This is a genomic window from Actinomadura sp. NTSP31 (assembly GCF_041951385.1).
GTDB classification, from domain to species: Bacteria; Actinomycetota; Actinomycetes; order Streptosporangiales; family Streptosporangiaceae; genus Spirillospora; species Spirillospora napierensis.
Map to the genome: position 1 here is coordinate 53197 of NZ_JBGNUT010000023.1, position 13777 is coordinate 66973.

Below are 13777 nucleotides of genomic sequence, written 5' to 3' on the forward strand. Positions count from 1 at the left end.
TAACAGGCGGGGCCTTCACGCTGTGGGCGCCCCGTGAATTCCCCCGCCACAACCGAACTGTGCAGGGTCACCATCGTCGCGCCGCGGCGGCGCATCGACGTGTCCCTGCCCGCCGACGTGCCGCTCGCGCACATGCTCCCGACCCTGCTGCGGGCCGCCGGAGAGAACATGGCCGATGCCGGTCTCGCGCACTCCGGCTGGGTGCTGCAGCGGCTGGACGGCAACCCCTTCGACCCGGCGCAGACGATGAGCGCGCTCGGCGTGCGGGACGGGGAGATCCTGTACTTCCGGCCGCGGATGGCGCAGCTGCCGGAGATGTCGTTCGACGACGTCGCCGACGTCATCGCCACCGGCATCCGGGAGCGGTCGGACCGCTGGCGCCCCACCACGACCCGCTCGTTCGGGCTCGGCGCGGCCGGGGTCGCGCTGGTCGTCGGCGCCGTCGTCATCGCGCTGTCCGGGCCGCCGTGGATCATTCCGGCGGCCGCGTCCGGCCTCATCGCGCTGCTGACGCTCGTCGTCGCCATGGTGCTGTCGCGCGCCGTCGCCGACTCCGGCGCAGGCGTCGTCCTCGGGTACGCCGCGCTGCCGTACGCCTTCCTCGCCGGGGCGCTGGCGCCCGCCCGCAAGGGCCTTGAGCTGTTCGACCTCGGCGCGCCCCACCTGCTCGCCGGGTTCGGGGTCGCCGCGCTCGCCGCGATCATCGCCGCGTTCGGCATCGCGGACGGGCTGCCGGTGTTCCTCGGCGTGGCGTTCGCCGGGTTCGTCGGCGCGGTCGGCTCCGGCGTCGGGTTCGCCTTCGACGACCTGCCCGCCGCCGGGATCGCCGCGGTCGCCGCGGTCGTGGTGATGATGTTCATCGCGGCGGTCCCGTCGCTGTCGTTCAAGCTGGCGCGGGTGCCGCTGCCGCCCGTCCCGTCCAGCGCGGAGGAGCTGCGCCGCGACACCGAGACGGTCGACGGCCGGATGGTCCTCGCCCGCACGGCCGCCGCGGACCGCTTCTCCACCGGCCTCATCGCCTCGATCGCGCTCGTCGCGGCCGGCGCGATGCTGTTCCTGTTCAACTCCGGCGGCTGGGCCGGGCCCGCGACGAGCGCGGTGATGTCGGTGTCGCTGCTGCTGCGCGCCCGCGTCTTCCGCGGCGTGTCCCAGCGCGCCTGGATGCTGGTCGTCGGGCTGTTCGGGCTGGTGCTGACGGTGATCGGGGTCGCGCTGCACGGCGACCAGGTCGTCGCGCTGGCCGCCGCGCTCGTCCCGCTGCTGGTGATCGTCGGCATCGTCGTCGGCGTGACGCTGTGGCTGCCGACGCACAAGCCGACGCCGTTCTGGGGACGCTGGGGCGACATCCTCGACATCCTCGTGATGATCTCCCTGATCCCGCTGGCGCTCGCGGTGCTGGACATCTACTCCCGCGTCCGCGGGCTGGCCGGGTGAGGCGCTGATGCAGAGCCGGCGGGATCTCTACCAGGCGCACCGCCTGATGACGCAGCGCGTCGGGCTCGCGCTGCTGCAGGGCGAGCCCGACGTCGCCGAGTCGCCGATGCGGCGGCTGTCGGCGGCCGCGTTCGGCGGCGTGATGGTCGGCCTGCTCGTCATCGCGGTCTTCGGCATCTGGGGGGTGCTGTCGCCGGGCGGCGCGAAGGGGCTCGACGAGGCGGGCGTCCTCATCATCGAGAAGGAGACCGGCACCAAGTACATCTACGACGCCAACACCAAGAAGATGTTCCCGGTCGCCAACTACGCCTCGGCGATGCTGGCGCTGAACTCCGACAAGGTCACCCGCCGCAGCGTGTCCCGCAAGTCGCTGGACGGGTTCGAGCGCGGCGCGATGATCGGCATCCAGGGCGCGCCGGACTCGCTGCCCGACAGCGGCCAGCTCATCCGCGGCCCGTGGTCGGTGTGCGTGCGCGAGACGCAGGCCGCCAACGGCGTGCCGCAGGAGCTGACCGCGCTGGCCGCCGGCCGGAACGTGGGCGGGCGCGGGCTCGGCGACGGCGAGGCGCTGGTGGTGCAGTCCAGCGGCAGCCCGTGGGTGATCTGGAAGGACCACCGGATGCCGCTGTCCCTGCCGCTGAACCAGGTGCCGGTGCTGACGAACGGCCCCGACGCGGCGAAGGTGCCCCCGACGTGGCTGAACGCCATCCCGTCGGCCGGCGCGTTCGGCGCCCCGAACGTCCCCGGGCGCGGCCAGACGGTCCCCGGCCCCGGCGGCGGGCAGGCCCGGGTCGGCCAGGTGTTCCGGGCGCAGACCGGCGCGGGCGGGCAGACCCTCTGGTACGTGATGCTCCAGGACGGGCTGTCGCAGATCAACGCGACGCAGGCACAGTTGCTGCTGCTGGACCCCAACGAGAGCCAGGCCTACCCGGGCGCGAGCGCGCGGCCGGTCGACACCGACGTGTCGTCCGCGCAGCGGATCACCTCCGGCACCCGGCTGCTCGACCAGAACCTGCCGCCGACGCTGCCGAAGTTCGCCAAGTGGGACCCGTCCACCCCGCTGTGCTCGGTCTTCCCGGTCGGGTCGTCCACCTCGCACCTGACCGTCGGCGGATCGCTGCCCGCCCCGTCCGCGGGGGTGCTCGGGTCGGGGTCGGCCGGCGGGGCGGGCACCGTGGACCAGATGGTGCTGCCGCCGGGCGGCGCGGCGCTGATGAGCCTGGTGCCGGGCGGCGGCGACGCGTCCACCTCCGCCGGCGAGGGCTCGGGGTCGCTGTCGCTCGTCAACGACCAGGGCATCCGGTTCGCGCTGCCGTCGGCGGACGTGGCGAAGAAGCTCGGCTACGACGCCAAGAAGGCCGCGCCGGTGCCGTCCAGCGTGGTGCACCTGATCCCGCAGGGCCCCGCACTGGACCCGACCCAGGCCCGAAAGCCGATTCCGACCGTCCATGGCTGACGAAGGGAATGTCCGTAATACGATGTGACGTAGATCACACCAATACTCCCATCCCGCCATGAACCGCTAGATCATCATTCACGTCGACATAGGCGGGACATACGACCTATGATCGCTGACATTTCGTGCCTCAGGAGTGCTCCCCGGGCAGGCCGCGCGCCAGAGCCCCTCGGCTCCTGGAGCGCGGCGCCACAGACTCGCAAACGGAGGTGACACTGTGGGTGGACAGTCCGCAGTCGACAGAAACGCAATGCAGCAGGCGGCGACGCGGATCGAGGACTCCGCGAACATCGTCAAGGGCCTGCAGAGCCAGCTCGAGGGCCACAAGTCGTCGCTGATGGCCGGCTGGGCCGGCAACGCCTCGGTGTCGTTCGACCGGGTCTTCAACGAGTTCCAGACCGAGATGAACAAGGTCCGCACCGCGCTGGACGGCATGCACGAGAAGCTCACCCACACGAAGATCACCTACGAGTCGACCGAGCAGGAGCAGACCGAGGCGGTCAACAAGATCAACCAGCTGCTCAACGGCAGCACCTGATCGTCCTCCCACCCCCGTCGACCCCTGAACGCGAAGGACTCGTGACGTGAGCGACAGCTACACCAAGGCAAACTTCGGCACCATGCAGCAGGCGCAGGCCGACTTCTCGCTGGCCTACCGCGCCCTGACCGACGAGCTCCACGACCTGGAGAAGAGCCTGGAGCAGCACCTCTCGCAGTGGGAGGGCAGCGCCCAGGGCGCCTACTGGGAGGCCAAGCGCACGTGGGACGCCGCCGCCGCCCACATGGGCCAGGTCCTCAACCAGCTCGGCGTCGTCATCGGCGAGGCGCACAGCAACTACAGCGCCGCGGAGCGCCGCAACCAGGGCATCTGGGGCTGAACGACCGCTGGACCGCCTACGTCGTGCCGCCCCCGCCGGGCCGCACGGCGTAGGCGTGCCAGGGGGGTCCGGAGGCCATTCGCCAGGAGGATGAGCTATGAGCAAGTACAACCTGCCGCCTGAGGCGCTCGCGAAGGTCGACTACACCTACACGACCGGCGCCGGCGAGTACAGCCAGGTCCAAACCCAGCACGGGTTGACCCAGCAGGAGTGGGACAACCTTCCTGAGTACGAGCAGCGGCAGCTCTACTACCAGTACGGCGTCCCCGCCAAGAGCCCGACGGACCCCTCCAACGCCGTCCCGCGCGGTTCCCAGCCCGACGACGAGAAGTGGGGCGTCGAGGCCGACGACGGATACGAGGTCGACCCGCAGGAGCTGCGGGACCTGGCCAGCAAGATGCACAGCCAGTTCACCGGCTGGCAGCAGCGCCTCGGCAAGGTCCAGCAGATCGCCATCACCACCGGGCACCTCGGCGGCGTCCCGGGCAGCGAGAGCTTCGTCGACCTCGCCAACCAGTCCCGCGACGGCTTCGGCACCTACATCAAGAACATCACCGAGGCCTACAACGGTGTGATCGAGAAGCTGAAGGCGACCGCGGACGGCTACGAGGCCGCCCACGGCAAGACCCAGCAGCAGGTCAACAGCGTCAAGCCCGGCGGCAACGCCAACTTCAAGTAGACCGTCCAACGGAGGGAGGTACAGCCATGGGACAGGAGTACTACGTCATCCGCGGCTCTCAGTCGTGGTCCAAGCCGACTGCCGACGGGATGAGCCTCGACGACGTCAAGAAGAAGTTGTCGAGCATCAACTCGGCGCCGGTCAAGGACGCCGGCACTGCCTACTCCGACGCGGCGGACGCCCTCGCGGAGATGAGCACCGCGTTGCGCGGGTTCGCAGAGACGCTCGTCAAGCACTGGAAGGGCGACGAGGCCAAGAAGGCCGTCCAGCAGCTCCAGCAGGTGCACTCGACCGCCATCAAGCTGTCGAACAACAGCCACACGAACGCCAGTACCTACAAGTGGTACGGCACGCAGATCCTCGACTGGTACAAGCAGGCCGGCCAGGACGCCAGTGACGGCCTCATCCACACCGGCGGCGACGACAAGCACGGCCGGGAACTGATGCAGCGGTTCCTGAACCGGACCGGCGAGGCGTTCAACGCCCACCCGGCGCAGATCACCAAGGACCTTCCCGAGGACCATGGCGGGCTGAGTGACAAGCCGACCGGCCCCGGAGGTCCGGGCTCGGGCGGCGGTGGCGGCTTCGGCGGCGGCGGTGGCGGCCTTCCCGGTGGTGGCTCCGGCGGCGGTGGCGCCGGCTTCGGCAGCGACCCGGGCGGCCTCGGCAAGTTCGGCGCCGGCAGCGGTGGCTCCGGCGGTTCCAGCCCGTTCGCTCCGGTCGGTGACGGAGGACCGCACCTGCCCGGCGCCGGCGCCGGTGGCAGCGGTGGCTTCGGCAGCGACCCCGGCGGCCTAGGAGGCATCGGCAGCGGCGGCGGCACCGGACTGGACGGAAGCGGCGGCCTTGGCAGCGACCTGTCGGGCTTCCCCGGTGGCGGCGGTGGCGGTGGCGGCATGCCCACCGGCCTCGGCGGCGGTGGCGGTGGCGGCTTCGGTGCCGACCCCGGCGGCCTCGGCGGTGGCGCCGGTGCGGGCGGCGGCCTAGGCGGCTTCGGCGCGACCCCGGGCGGGATCGGAGCGGCCGGCGGCGGCCTCGCGGGTGGCGCCGGTGCCGCCGGAAAGGGCGCGGGCGCGGGGCGTATGGGCGGCATGCCCATGGGCCACGGCGGCCACGGCGGCGGCGAAGAAGAGGAGCGCGAGCGCACCACCTGGCTGTCCGAGGACGAGGACGTCTGGGGAGCCGACGATGACACCGCACCTCCGGTGATCGGTTGATCGCCGCGGCACTGACATGATCTGGGCGGACGGGGGCCTTGACCTCCGTCCGCCCTTTCCGCATCTGGATGGGATAGGACAATGCGACGGCTGATCCAAGCGGCGGCGGCGACGGCGGCCGCGATGGGCCTGGCTCTCGGGCCGGTGACCGCGGCCCATGCGGGACCTGTCGAGCAGAAGGAGTGGTGGTTCGACTCCTGGGGGATCAGGACGGACGTGTGGCCGCAGAGCAAGGGCGCCGGCGTGACCGTCGCGGTGGTCGACACGGGCGTCAACAGCTCGCTGCCCGACCTGAAGGACGCCGTCGTGCCGGGCAAGGCCTTCAACGCGTCCGGGCAACCCACGGCCAGTGACGCAACGCAGGACCAGGACCCCGAAGAGGGCCATGGCACCGCCATGGCCAGTCTCATCGCCTCTCGAGGCACGCATACCGGGTTCTACGGCATCGCCCCCGAAGCGAAGATCCTCCCGATGCACGAACCGGGTCTCTCCCCGGACGCCACCTCCGCCGTGATCCGCTACGCGGCGGACCATGGCGCCAAGGTGATCAATTTCTCGCAGGGAGCATCGTCCGCGGTCTATCCGAACCACTGCCCGCCCAAGATGGTCGAGGCGCTCAAGTACGCCGAGAAGAAGAACGTCGTGGTCGTCGCGGCTTCCGGTAACTCGGGCGACTACAACAACGATGTGGAGATTCCCGGCTCCTGTCCGGGCGTGCTCGCGGTCGGTGCCGTCGACCACCAGGGCAACCCATGGGAGCACACCCAACGGCAGGACTACGTCACGGTCGCCGCACCGGGCGCCGGTGTCGGCGGTATGGGCAAGACAGGGCACGTCTATAACAACGGCGAGGGGACGAGCCAGGCGACCGCTCTGACGTCTGGGGCGGTTGCGCTCATCCGTAGCAAGTACCCGCAGATGACGGCGCGACGCACTGTCCAACTTCTCACCAACACGGCGAAGGACTTCGGGAAGCCGGGCAAGGACGACCAACTCGGCTACGGCGTCATCAGCATTACGCGGGCGTTGAAGAACAACGTTCCGCAGAACGCGAAGAATCCGGTCTACGAGCGGCTCGACAAGGCCGAGGTCAAGGGTTCCACCGGCGGCGGCAATCAGGGCGCACCCGCTACGAAGAGCGACAGCGGTGACTCCGGCGGCTCGAACACGCCGCTCATCGCCGGCGTCATCGTCGTGGTCGTCGTGGTGGTCGGTGTCGGGCTCATCATCGTGCTCCGCCGCCGGAAGCCCAGCGGTGCCGGCGGGCAGCCGTACGCGTCGGGCCCCTTCCCGAACGGGCCACAGCCGATGGGACAGCCGGGCACGCCCCCGTCCTTCGGAGGCCACACCGGCGGCCAGCCGCTGCCCCCGCAGCCTGGCCGACCCTACCAGGGGCAGCCGCCACAAGACGGGCCGTACCCGAATCCGGGACCGCCCGCACCGCAAGGACAGCCCAACCGGAACCTGGCACCGCCATCGGACTGATCGCGCCCGTCAGCAGGCGGACGGGGGCCTGGCCTCCGTCCGCCCCTTTCGTCACCTCAGGGGCGGCGTAGAGCTCGTCCACGCGACACGGAAGCCTGTATCCCGGCATGATCTGTCGGTTCAGCCGGCCTTGGATCAGTGGCGTAGGCAGGTCTTGCAGGAGGTCAGGGCCGCGGCGACGTCGCGGGCGATCGCGTCGGCCGCTATGCGGGTGACGGATTCGTCCAGCGGAACGCCCTTGCTCTGGACCGCGACTCCGTCATGGGCGAGGGGGTAGGTCGCGCCATCAAAGTCCACGGTGATGACGGCGTTCTCCGTGCGGACGACCATTCTGGAGGTGCCGCTGCGTCCGACCGCGGTCGTCGTCACGCGGTGATGCAGGAATGCTTCGTTGCCGAGTCCGCGCACCAGTTGCGGGGCCTCGTTGTGGGTGGATCCGATGCTGTCGGTGATCGTTCCCTGCGAGGACGTCCGCCAGGCCGACCGGTAATCGGACTCGGCGTCGGTGAGCCCGGACGTGCCGACGAACAGCCGCGTGGCAACGCGCAGATGCCGCGCGACGAGCGTCTTGCCCTTCTCGGCGGTGAGCGGCTCGCGCCATTCGCACGCCACATACTGCTGGTCGCCGGCAAGACCACCGGTGTCCGGCGTCGGCTTCCCCGCCGCTGGCAGGTACTTGGACAGCACACCAGCGGACGGCGACTGACAAGCCTCCGGCAGCGCTGCGAAGTGAAGTTTCGGCGGGGTCTCGTCAGCCGAGCCCGAGACGCCCCAAGCGACGCCGCCCGCGACCACGAGAGCCGCTGCGGCCGCCCCTGCAATCGCGACCCGCTTCTTCCTCGTCCACCCGAGAGCGGGCCGCCGCGACGCCTCCGGAGGCTCTGAGAGCCCTTCTGAGCGCTCTGCAGGCGGCTCTGGCGGGGCGAACTCCGGCCCCGCCTCGTCCGTGCCCGTGGCACCGGGCTCGACCGCGTCCCGGTACGAGCCGTCCAACTGCTGGTCGGGAGCCACGAACTCCGGCCGCGAACCCTCAGCCAACCCTCGAGCCCCCAAACCACGTACGACCGGCCCACTAGATACGCCGTGAGATTAACACCGAAGCGAAGCCGGCCCTGGACGTCCCGGAAGTGAAGGCGAGCTTGCCCGGCCCCTCGGCCCGGACGGCGGCCGGCGAACTTCCTGACTACCGCTTGACTCGTCCTGCCCTACACGGAAGATTCCGCCGCATCTCCGCTGTGGCCCCACAGAGGAACACGCATAACCATCCTGGAGCGTTGGGGATGGACGCAGCGCCTCTCACCGCCAGTGGCGGGATAAGAGTCGTCCGCAGAGAGGCGCTCATGACAGTACGAACCGGTAAAGCAGCGGTGCTGGCCCTCGCGTGCATGTTCGTTTCGAGCTGCGTCTCCACGCATTTGCGGTCTGGTTCGCCCGCTGCGCCCACGTCCGTCCCTCCGATCACCACCGCAGGCCCCACGCCGGGACATTGGAACGCCGCGTGGACGAGGAGGCTCGCCCCCGTTCAAGTGACAGGCGGCATCAGAGACCTGGCCCTGGTGGGAGGAGCCCTGGTTACCGCGTCGCCCCAGGGGCTTGAGGCTCTCAACGCCCGGACGGGCGCGACCCTGTGGCGCAGCATCACCTTTGACCGCTCGGGAGTCGCGGCGTTCGCGGTCAGCGGTCAGCAGGTGGTCGTCGCGACCCGCGGTGGACGCTGGCTCAGCATCAAAGCGCCGACCGGTCAGGTCTCCTGGGGATCACCATCACCACCCGGCGCGTTGATCCCGTATTCCGATGAGCTTCAAGCGTTGGCTACGTCGGCGACAGTTCCCGTGGTCTCGTCCGACGACCGCACCATTCGCGGCGTCGACAGCCAGACCGGGCGCATCAGGTGGGGTATCGGTCGGCAGCAGCTCTACGGCTGCACCCCCGACGCATCCCGGTTGACTCAACCCGGCAGCGTCGAAACGAAGCGATACGTCAGCAAGAACTGGCTCGCCATTCCGGTCACATGCGGCACGAGAAACGCCGTCGTCTCGGTGGACGCCGCATCGGGTCGGGCCGCGTGGCGCCATGGCACGGTGACGCCGGACGACTCTCCTCTATCGTCCGCGGGTGACAGGTTCGTCGGCATCAACGATGACGGCTACGGGATATTCGAGCAGGGAACTGCAAAGGACTCGCACAGGCTGATCGCCCAAAGCCCATCAGGTCAAGTCAGGACAGTCCTGGACGAGGCCGAGGCCTATGACTTCTGGGGACCGCTTTCCCCACTGGCAACGGCTGGCGGCAGGATGATAATTCCGTTCCTGAGGCATGGGAAGCATTACTTCGCCGTCATGGGCACCAGTGGAGCCCGCGCCTCGATCGTGAACCTTTCGGAGAAGGTACGAAAGGCAACATTCGATGGCATCCGAGCATACGGAATCCAACAGGACGGATCCATCAAAGTGGCGGCGACCGATCAAGCGTCGCCGACTGGAGTGCGACCGCCACTGAAGGCCAAAGCCTTCTGGATCGCCGCAGGAAACGGATCCCTATTTATCGCCACATCAGGTGATCTCTCAGAGAGAGGACAGGTAACAATTACCTCGATCGGCAACTAAATGAGCACCGGTCGCAGGTGAGGGTGGACGGCGGCGACCACGGCGGGCGGTCTCGGTCACCGGGACGGTCTGCTGCCGGCTCGGGCGCCGGCCCCGGCTGATCTACCGGCTGCACTATTACCGCCGCCGCAAGGGCGAACGCGCCAGCTTCACCCGGGCCGAGTACAAGAGCATGCTGCATGCCGGCCACCAGCGGTTACCCGGGGAAACCGTGCTGATCTGGGACAACCTGAACGTCCACCACTCCGCGGCCATGCGCGCGTTCATCGACGCCCACGCCGACTGGCTGACGGCGTTCTACTGACCTGCTCACGCCTCCGACCTCAACCCCGGCGTGATCAACAGTTGCCTCACCACCACGGGCCTCACCTTCACCACCACACCTGCCAACGCCAATTGACCCTGGTTAGGACGTCCTGGGCGACCTCATCTTCTCTCCAGTGCGGATGCGACGGGCAACCCGCAGGTCTTGTCGATGACTCAAGATCGCAGTCGTGGACCCACTGCCGGAATGAGCAGCGAGGGCTGACGGCCTGGGCGGCATGGCCCGGCCGTGTCGCTGTGCTGCCCGGGACGGGCATCTCGGTGGTTATGGTCGGAGACCTCCCTGACCGGCAAAGGCGGAGGTAGCGGGCACGGCATGGTTCCCTTATTGACTAAGCCTTGACTTGTCTTGCCAGGCGCGGAAAGATTCCGCCGGACCCTGGTGGCGCCGTCTTCCTTCCGCTGGAGGCGGACGTGCGGTGGGCCGAGCTGAAGCCTCGCCGTCGGCGGAGAGCCGTCGTGGTGCGAGGCGGAACCAAGTGGAATCGTGGGCCGGCGGCGTGATCGTCTCCGCTCTAGAACCGCAGAGGAACACGCATGACTACCCCCATGGTGACCGCCGACGGGATTGAGTTCCGGGTCCATCGCGGTGAACTGACCGGTATCGCACGCAAGGCCGATTCGATCGGCAAGCGCATCGCCGAATTGCCGAAGGTGATCGAAGGGCCGTCGCGAGACGCGGCCACCGGCCATGCCGGTTGGGAGTCGGGCTCGGCGTTGTCGCAATGCGCAACTGCATGGACCGGCAACATCGGCAAGCTGGGCGGCCAGGCGACCGATGTGGGCAGCAGGTTGCACACCTCCGTTCAGCACTATCACGAGGCGGAGCAGCGGGTCATTCACCACGTCCGGCAGATCGGGGGGCAGTGAAGCGACATGGTGAGCTTTGACCAGCTGCTCAGGGCCAAGCCGGAACTCTTCAGCGAGACGGCCAAGTCGTGGACTCACTGCGCGGCGAAACTCGATGACGAGGCCGGACACCTGACCTCCCAGGTCTTCCGGCCGATGCAGCGCCCCGACGTGTGGGCTGGCCCGGCGGCACAAGCCGCGGCCGCACATTGCGGAAACGTCGAGCAGGCCACGACGGACGCCGTCGACGAGATGCGTCAGGTGGCCGGAGTCCTGCGCGCTCTTTCGGAGGAGATCACCAGCGCCCAACGGGAGTTGCACAGTGCCCTCGATGCCGCCCGTCGCAGCAACGTGGCGGTCTCCAGCGACGGCTCCAAGGTCACCGCTCCGAAGATCCCTGTGCCGGCCGGCCAGTCCGACCTCGCGGCGCAGCGCCAAAAGCAGATGCAGGGCGTTGTCGACAACATCGCGAAGCTGATCAAGGATGCGGTCGACCGCGCCACCAAGGCGGACCAGGCGACGGCTCAGCAGCTGCGCAGGTGGGGGGTCGCCATGCCGGACGCCGATACCCAGGCGGCGAATGACGCCAAGTTGGCCGCCCAGGCCAAGCGGGCGGCGGAGTTGGCGAAGAAGGCTCCGATCTTGAGTGAGGCCGAGCTGAAAGAACTTGACGACCTGCTCAAGCAGAACTCGGGCAACCCCCTGTTCGCCACAGCGTTCCTCAACGATCTCGGTCCCCAGGGGACGCTCCGATTCGGCGGGGTCCTCTCGACGATGGATCCGTACGGCGGCGACAAGGGACGCACGGCGCTGCTGGGCGACCTCCAGCGCCAGATGGGTACGGCGCTGGCGGCCGGAACAGACCCCGCCAACCATCAGCACGTTCCGGATGCATGGGTGAAGCAGCTCGAAGCCGCCGGCAAGCAGAAAATGGACATCGGCCTGCGCAACTACCAACCCTACGGTTACCAGATCCTGGGAAACCTCATGCGCAGCGGTCACTATTCGACATCCTTCCTCAAGGACGTCGGTGGGGACTTGTACGACTTCGAAAAGAGCCATCCTGGAATCTGGCAGGAGAACAGCCCAACCGGGTTGAACGGTCGCCTGCATCTCAACATCAGCGACGGCAGTGGCGCGGGCAACGATCCAATGTACGGCCTCATGCGTGCCATGGCCGACAACCCTGACGCGTCCAGGCAGTTCTTCTCCGACCATGGCAAGATCGACTACTTCCTCACCCAGCGCCGGTGGCCCCTCGACTTCAGCGAACCGGCGGTGCCCAAGAACTACCAGCCGCCGGCGATGGGCATGTTCGGCGGCGCACTCGAGTCCGCGACCGCCGACGCCGGTACGGATCCGGCTTCCGCCGAGATCGCCCGCCACACGATCGAGACCATCGGGAAACCGACTGACTACGGCGGGCTCAACGGTCACATTCCGGACGGCCTGCGCGGCCACGTTTCGAATGTCATCGCCAACGACATCAACGACGTGCATGGCAAATTCCTCGGCCAGAACCTCGACGGTAACACCGACAACTATCGCCGTGTTCTCGCCGACCTGGCCAAGGATCCCAATGACTACGCCGTCGTCTATACCGCAGAACAATTGCACGCGCACCAACTGATGCACGGGCATCATCCGGCCGGTGACCTCGATGCCGCCGCCCGGGTCCTCGGGACGCTGGATCACGGGGAGAACGAAGCGATCCGTGCCGACGCCAGCAAATCGGACGCACAGTACAACCAAGCACTGGGCCGGTATCAAAAGGTCACGAACCTCGTGGTCGGGAACGTCGCTGGTCGAATTCCGGTCCCAGGTGTGGGAGAACTCCTCTCGGGCGGGGTCAATGAGGCGTTCAAGTCGGCGCAACACAACACTTCAGAGGCTGCATCGGCGCAATCGGCGATGAATACGGGCCGGACCGAGGACTATGTCAACTTCCTTGCACGCGAAGCCGCCAAATATGGTGATGGCGATATGGCTCATTTGAACGAGCGGGCGCAACTCGAATTCTCTCAGGCGCGAGATCACGCGGGCGGTGTGACGATCCAGGGCTCCGGAGGGTGATGAGTGCGGCACGGGATCATTCGCCGGCGAACGGGTGTCATCGTCATCGTTGGCGTCATTTTAGTAGCCGCCGCCGCGGCGTGGTGGCTGGTGAATCGGTCGCGAAGACTGGCGGACCCGTGCTCCCTCGTCCCCTTCAGGGATGCTCAACTCCTGGTGTCCGATCCGGCCAGGAAGGGTCAGAAAATCGGCGAGGACACCGCTATCTGCTCTTGGACGCGCGGCCATGAAGACCTGATGGTCAAAGTTCAGAGATTTTCGGGCAGGGGGGACCTCGGTGGGAGCCGGCGGGCCGCTCGCGCTGTCACCGAATACAGAACTCCCCAGGCCTTCGTCCGAACCCCGCCGGCGAAGATCGGCAAGGTCGACGAAATATGGGAGTGGTATTACGGCACCTACTGGTACATGCACATTGCGCTTCGCTATGACAACGTCATTGTCTGGATCAATTATGTGCCGGTCGACTCCGTCAAAGTGTGCCCCTCGACCTGCCCGGAACTTCATGAAGCGGATTTTCGGCGACTCGCACATGATGTAATGCGAAAATATCGTCCGTAGTTGATCGGCTCTGTGGGCGGGCTGTCGCATGGAATGGCCGCCAAAGTTGCTGCAGGCGGAGTGATCGGCGGTACCGACGATGGCATCTGGGGTGACATAAAAGTCTTTGGTGAGAGGTTGTCGCCTATGAAATGGGAGTCGGCGCTGCTCTCATCGGCCCCTCCCTTGTCGCCCTGACCGTCTGCAGGAGGGGGACGTAGCGGTCGGGCGACGGCATT

General features: G+C 68.0%; 12 protein-coding genes. 11 read left to right on the top strand and 1 reads right to left on the bottom strand.

All coding sequences use genetic code 11. The features are described 5' to 3' along the window. The first annotated feature begins 33 nt into the window (after positions 1–33). The 7 genes from eccD to ACA514_RS32565 all read left to right on the top strand — a co-directional run bounded on the left by eccD (position 34) and on the right by ACA514_RS32565 (position 7149). Positions 34–1434: a type VII secretion integral membrane protein EccD gene (gene eccD, locus ACA514_RS32535; RefSeq protein ID WP_375045102.1), complete on the top strand. Its 1401-nt coding sequence runs from the start codon at positions 34–36 to the stop codon at positions 1432–1434. Between the two features lie 7 nt (positions 1435–1441). Further along, positions 1442–2890 (top strand): type VII secretion protein EccB, encoded by a 1449-nt coding sequence (gene eccB, locus ACA514_RS32540; protein WP_375045103.1) that lies wholly within the window; start codon positions 1442–1444, stop codon positions 2888–2890. Positions 2891–3107: 217 nt separating this feature from the next. After that, complete coding sequence (locus tag ACA514_RS32545; protein WP_375045104.1) at positions 3108–3428, top strand: WXG100 family type VII secretion target; 321 nt, start codon at positions 3108–3110, stop codon at positions 3426–3428. 46 nt (positions 3429–3474) lie between these two features. After that, positions 3475–3768: a WXG100 family type VII secretion target gene (locus ACA514_RS32550; RefSeq protein ID WP_375045105.1), complete on the top strand. Its 294-nt coding sequence runs from the start codon at positions 3475–3477 to the stop codon at positions 3766–3768. Between the two features lie 97 nt (positions 3769–3865). Further along, positions 3866–4447 (top strand): hypothetical protein, encoded by a 582-nt coding sequence (locus tag ACA514_RS32555; RefSeq protein WP_375045106.1) that lies wholly within the window; start codon positions 3866–3868, stop codon positions 4445–4447. A 26-nt stretch (positions 4448–4473) separates the two neighbouring features. Continuing rightward, positions 4474–5664 carry a hypothetical protein gene (locus ACA514_RS32560; RefSeq protein WP_375045107.1) on the top strand — a complete coding sequence of 397 codons (1191 nt, stop codon included), beginning with the start codon at positions 4474–4476 and terminating at the stop codon, positions 5662–5664. A gap of 81 nt (positions 5665–5745) precedes the next feature. Continuing rightward, positions 5746–7149 carry a S8 family serine peptidase gene (locus tag ACA514_RS32565; protein ID WP_375045108.1) on the top strand — a complete coding sequence of 468 codons (1404 nt, stop codon included), beginning with the start codon at positions 5746–5748 and terminating at the stop codon, positions 7147–7149. Positions 7150–7284: 135 nt separating this feature from the next. Here the strand turns inward: ACA514_RS32565 and ACA514_RS32570 are convergent, their stop codons facing one another. Beyond that, positions 7285–7836 (bottom strand): hypothetical protein, encoded by a 552-nt coding sequence (locus ACA514_RS32570; RefSeq protein ID WP_375045109.1) that lies wholly within the window; start codon positions 7834–7836, stop codon positions 7285–7287. A gap of 653 nt (positions 7837–8489) precedes the next feature. Between ACA514_RS32570 and ACA514_RS32575 the strand changes: the two genes are divergently transcribed. The 4 genes from ACA514_RS32575 (at position 8490) to ACA514_RS32590 (ending at position 13559) form a co-directional block, all read left to right on the top strand. Next, positions 8490–9755: a PQQ-binding-like beta-propeller repeat protein gene (locus ACA514_RS32575; protein WP_375045110.1), complete on the top strand. Its 1266-nt coding sequence runs from the start codon at positions 8490–8492 to the stop codon at positions 9753–9755. Between the two features lie 873 nt (positions 9756–10628). Continuing rightward, positions 10629–10949: a hypothetical protein gene (locus ACA514_RS32580; protein ID WP_375045111.1), complete on the top strand. Its 321-nt coding sequence runs from the start codon at positions 10629–10631 to the stop codon at positions 10947–10949. Between the two features lie 6 nt (positions 10950–10955). Then, entirely contained in the window at positions 10956–13001 is a 2046-nt protein-coding gene (locus ACA514_RS32585) for a hypothetical protein (protein WP_375045112.1), read from the top strand. Between the two features lie 3 nt (positions 13002–13004). Beyond that, positions 13005–13559: a hypothetical protein gene (locus ACA514_RS32590; protein ID WP_375045113.1), complete on the top strand. Its 555-nt coding sequence runs from the start codon at positions 13005–13007 to the stop codon at positions 13557–13559. Positions 13560–13777: the final 218 nt, after the last annotated feature.

What these genes read in the sequence shown, in the direction of transcription:
- eccB (WP_375045103.1), top strand. Translation starts at nt 1,442, where the DNA reads ATGCAGAGCCGGCGGGATCTCTACCAGGCGCACCGCCTGATGACGCAG.
- ACA514_RS32555 (WP_375045106.1), top strand. Translation starts at nt 3,866, where the DNA reads ATGAGCAAGTACAACCTGCCGCCTGAGGCGCTCGCGAAGGTCGACTAC.
- ACA514_RS32560 (WP_375045107.1), top strand. Translation starts at nt 4,474, where the DNA reads ATGGGACAGGAGTACTACGTCATCCGCGGCTCTCAGTCGTGGTCCAAG.
- ACA514_RS32565 (WP_375045108.1), top strand. Translation starts at nt 5,746, where the DNA reads ATGCGACGGCTGATCCAAGCGGCGGCGGCGACGGCGGCCGCGATGGGC.
- ACA514_RS32575 (WP_375045110.1), top strand. Translation starts at nt 8,490, where the DNA reads ATGACAGTACGAACCGGTAAAGCAGCGGTGCTGGCCCTCGCGTGCATG.
- ACA514_RS32580 (WP_375045111.1), top strand. Translation starts at nt 10,629, where the DNA reads ATGGTGACCGCCGACGGGATTGAGTTCCGGGTCCATCGCGGTGAACTG.
- ACA514_RS32585 (WP_375045112.1), top strand. Translation starts at nt 10,956, where the DNA reads ATGGTGAGCTTTGACCAGCTGCTCAGGGCCAAGCCGGAACTCTTCAGC.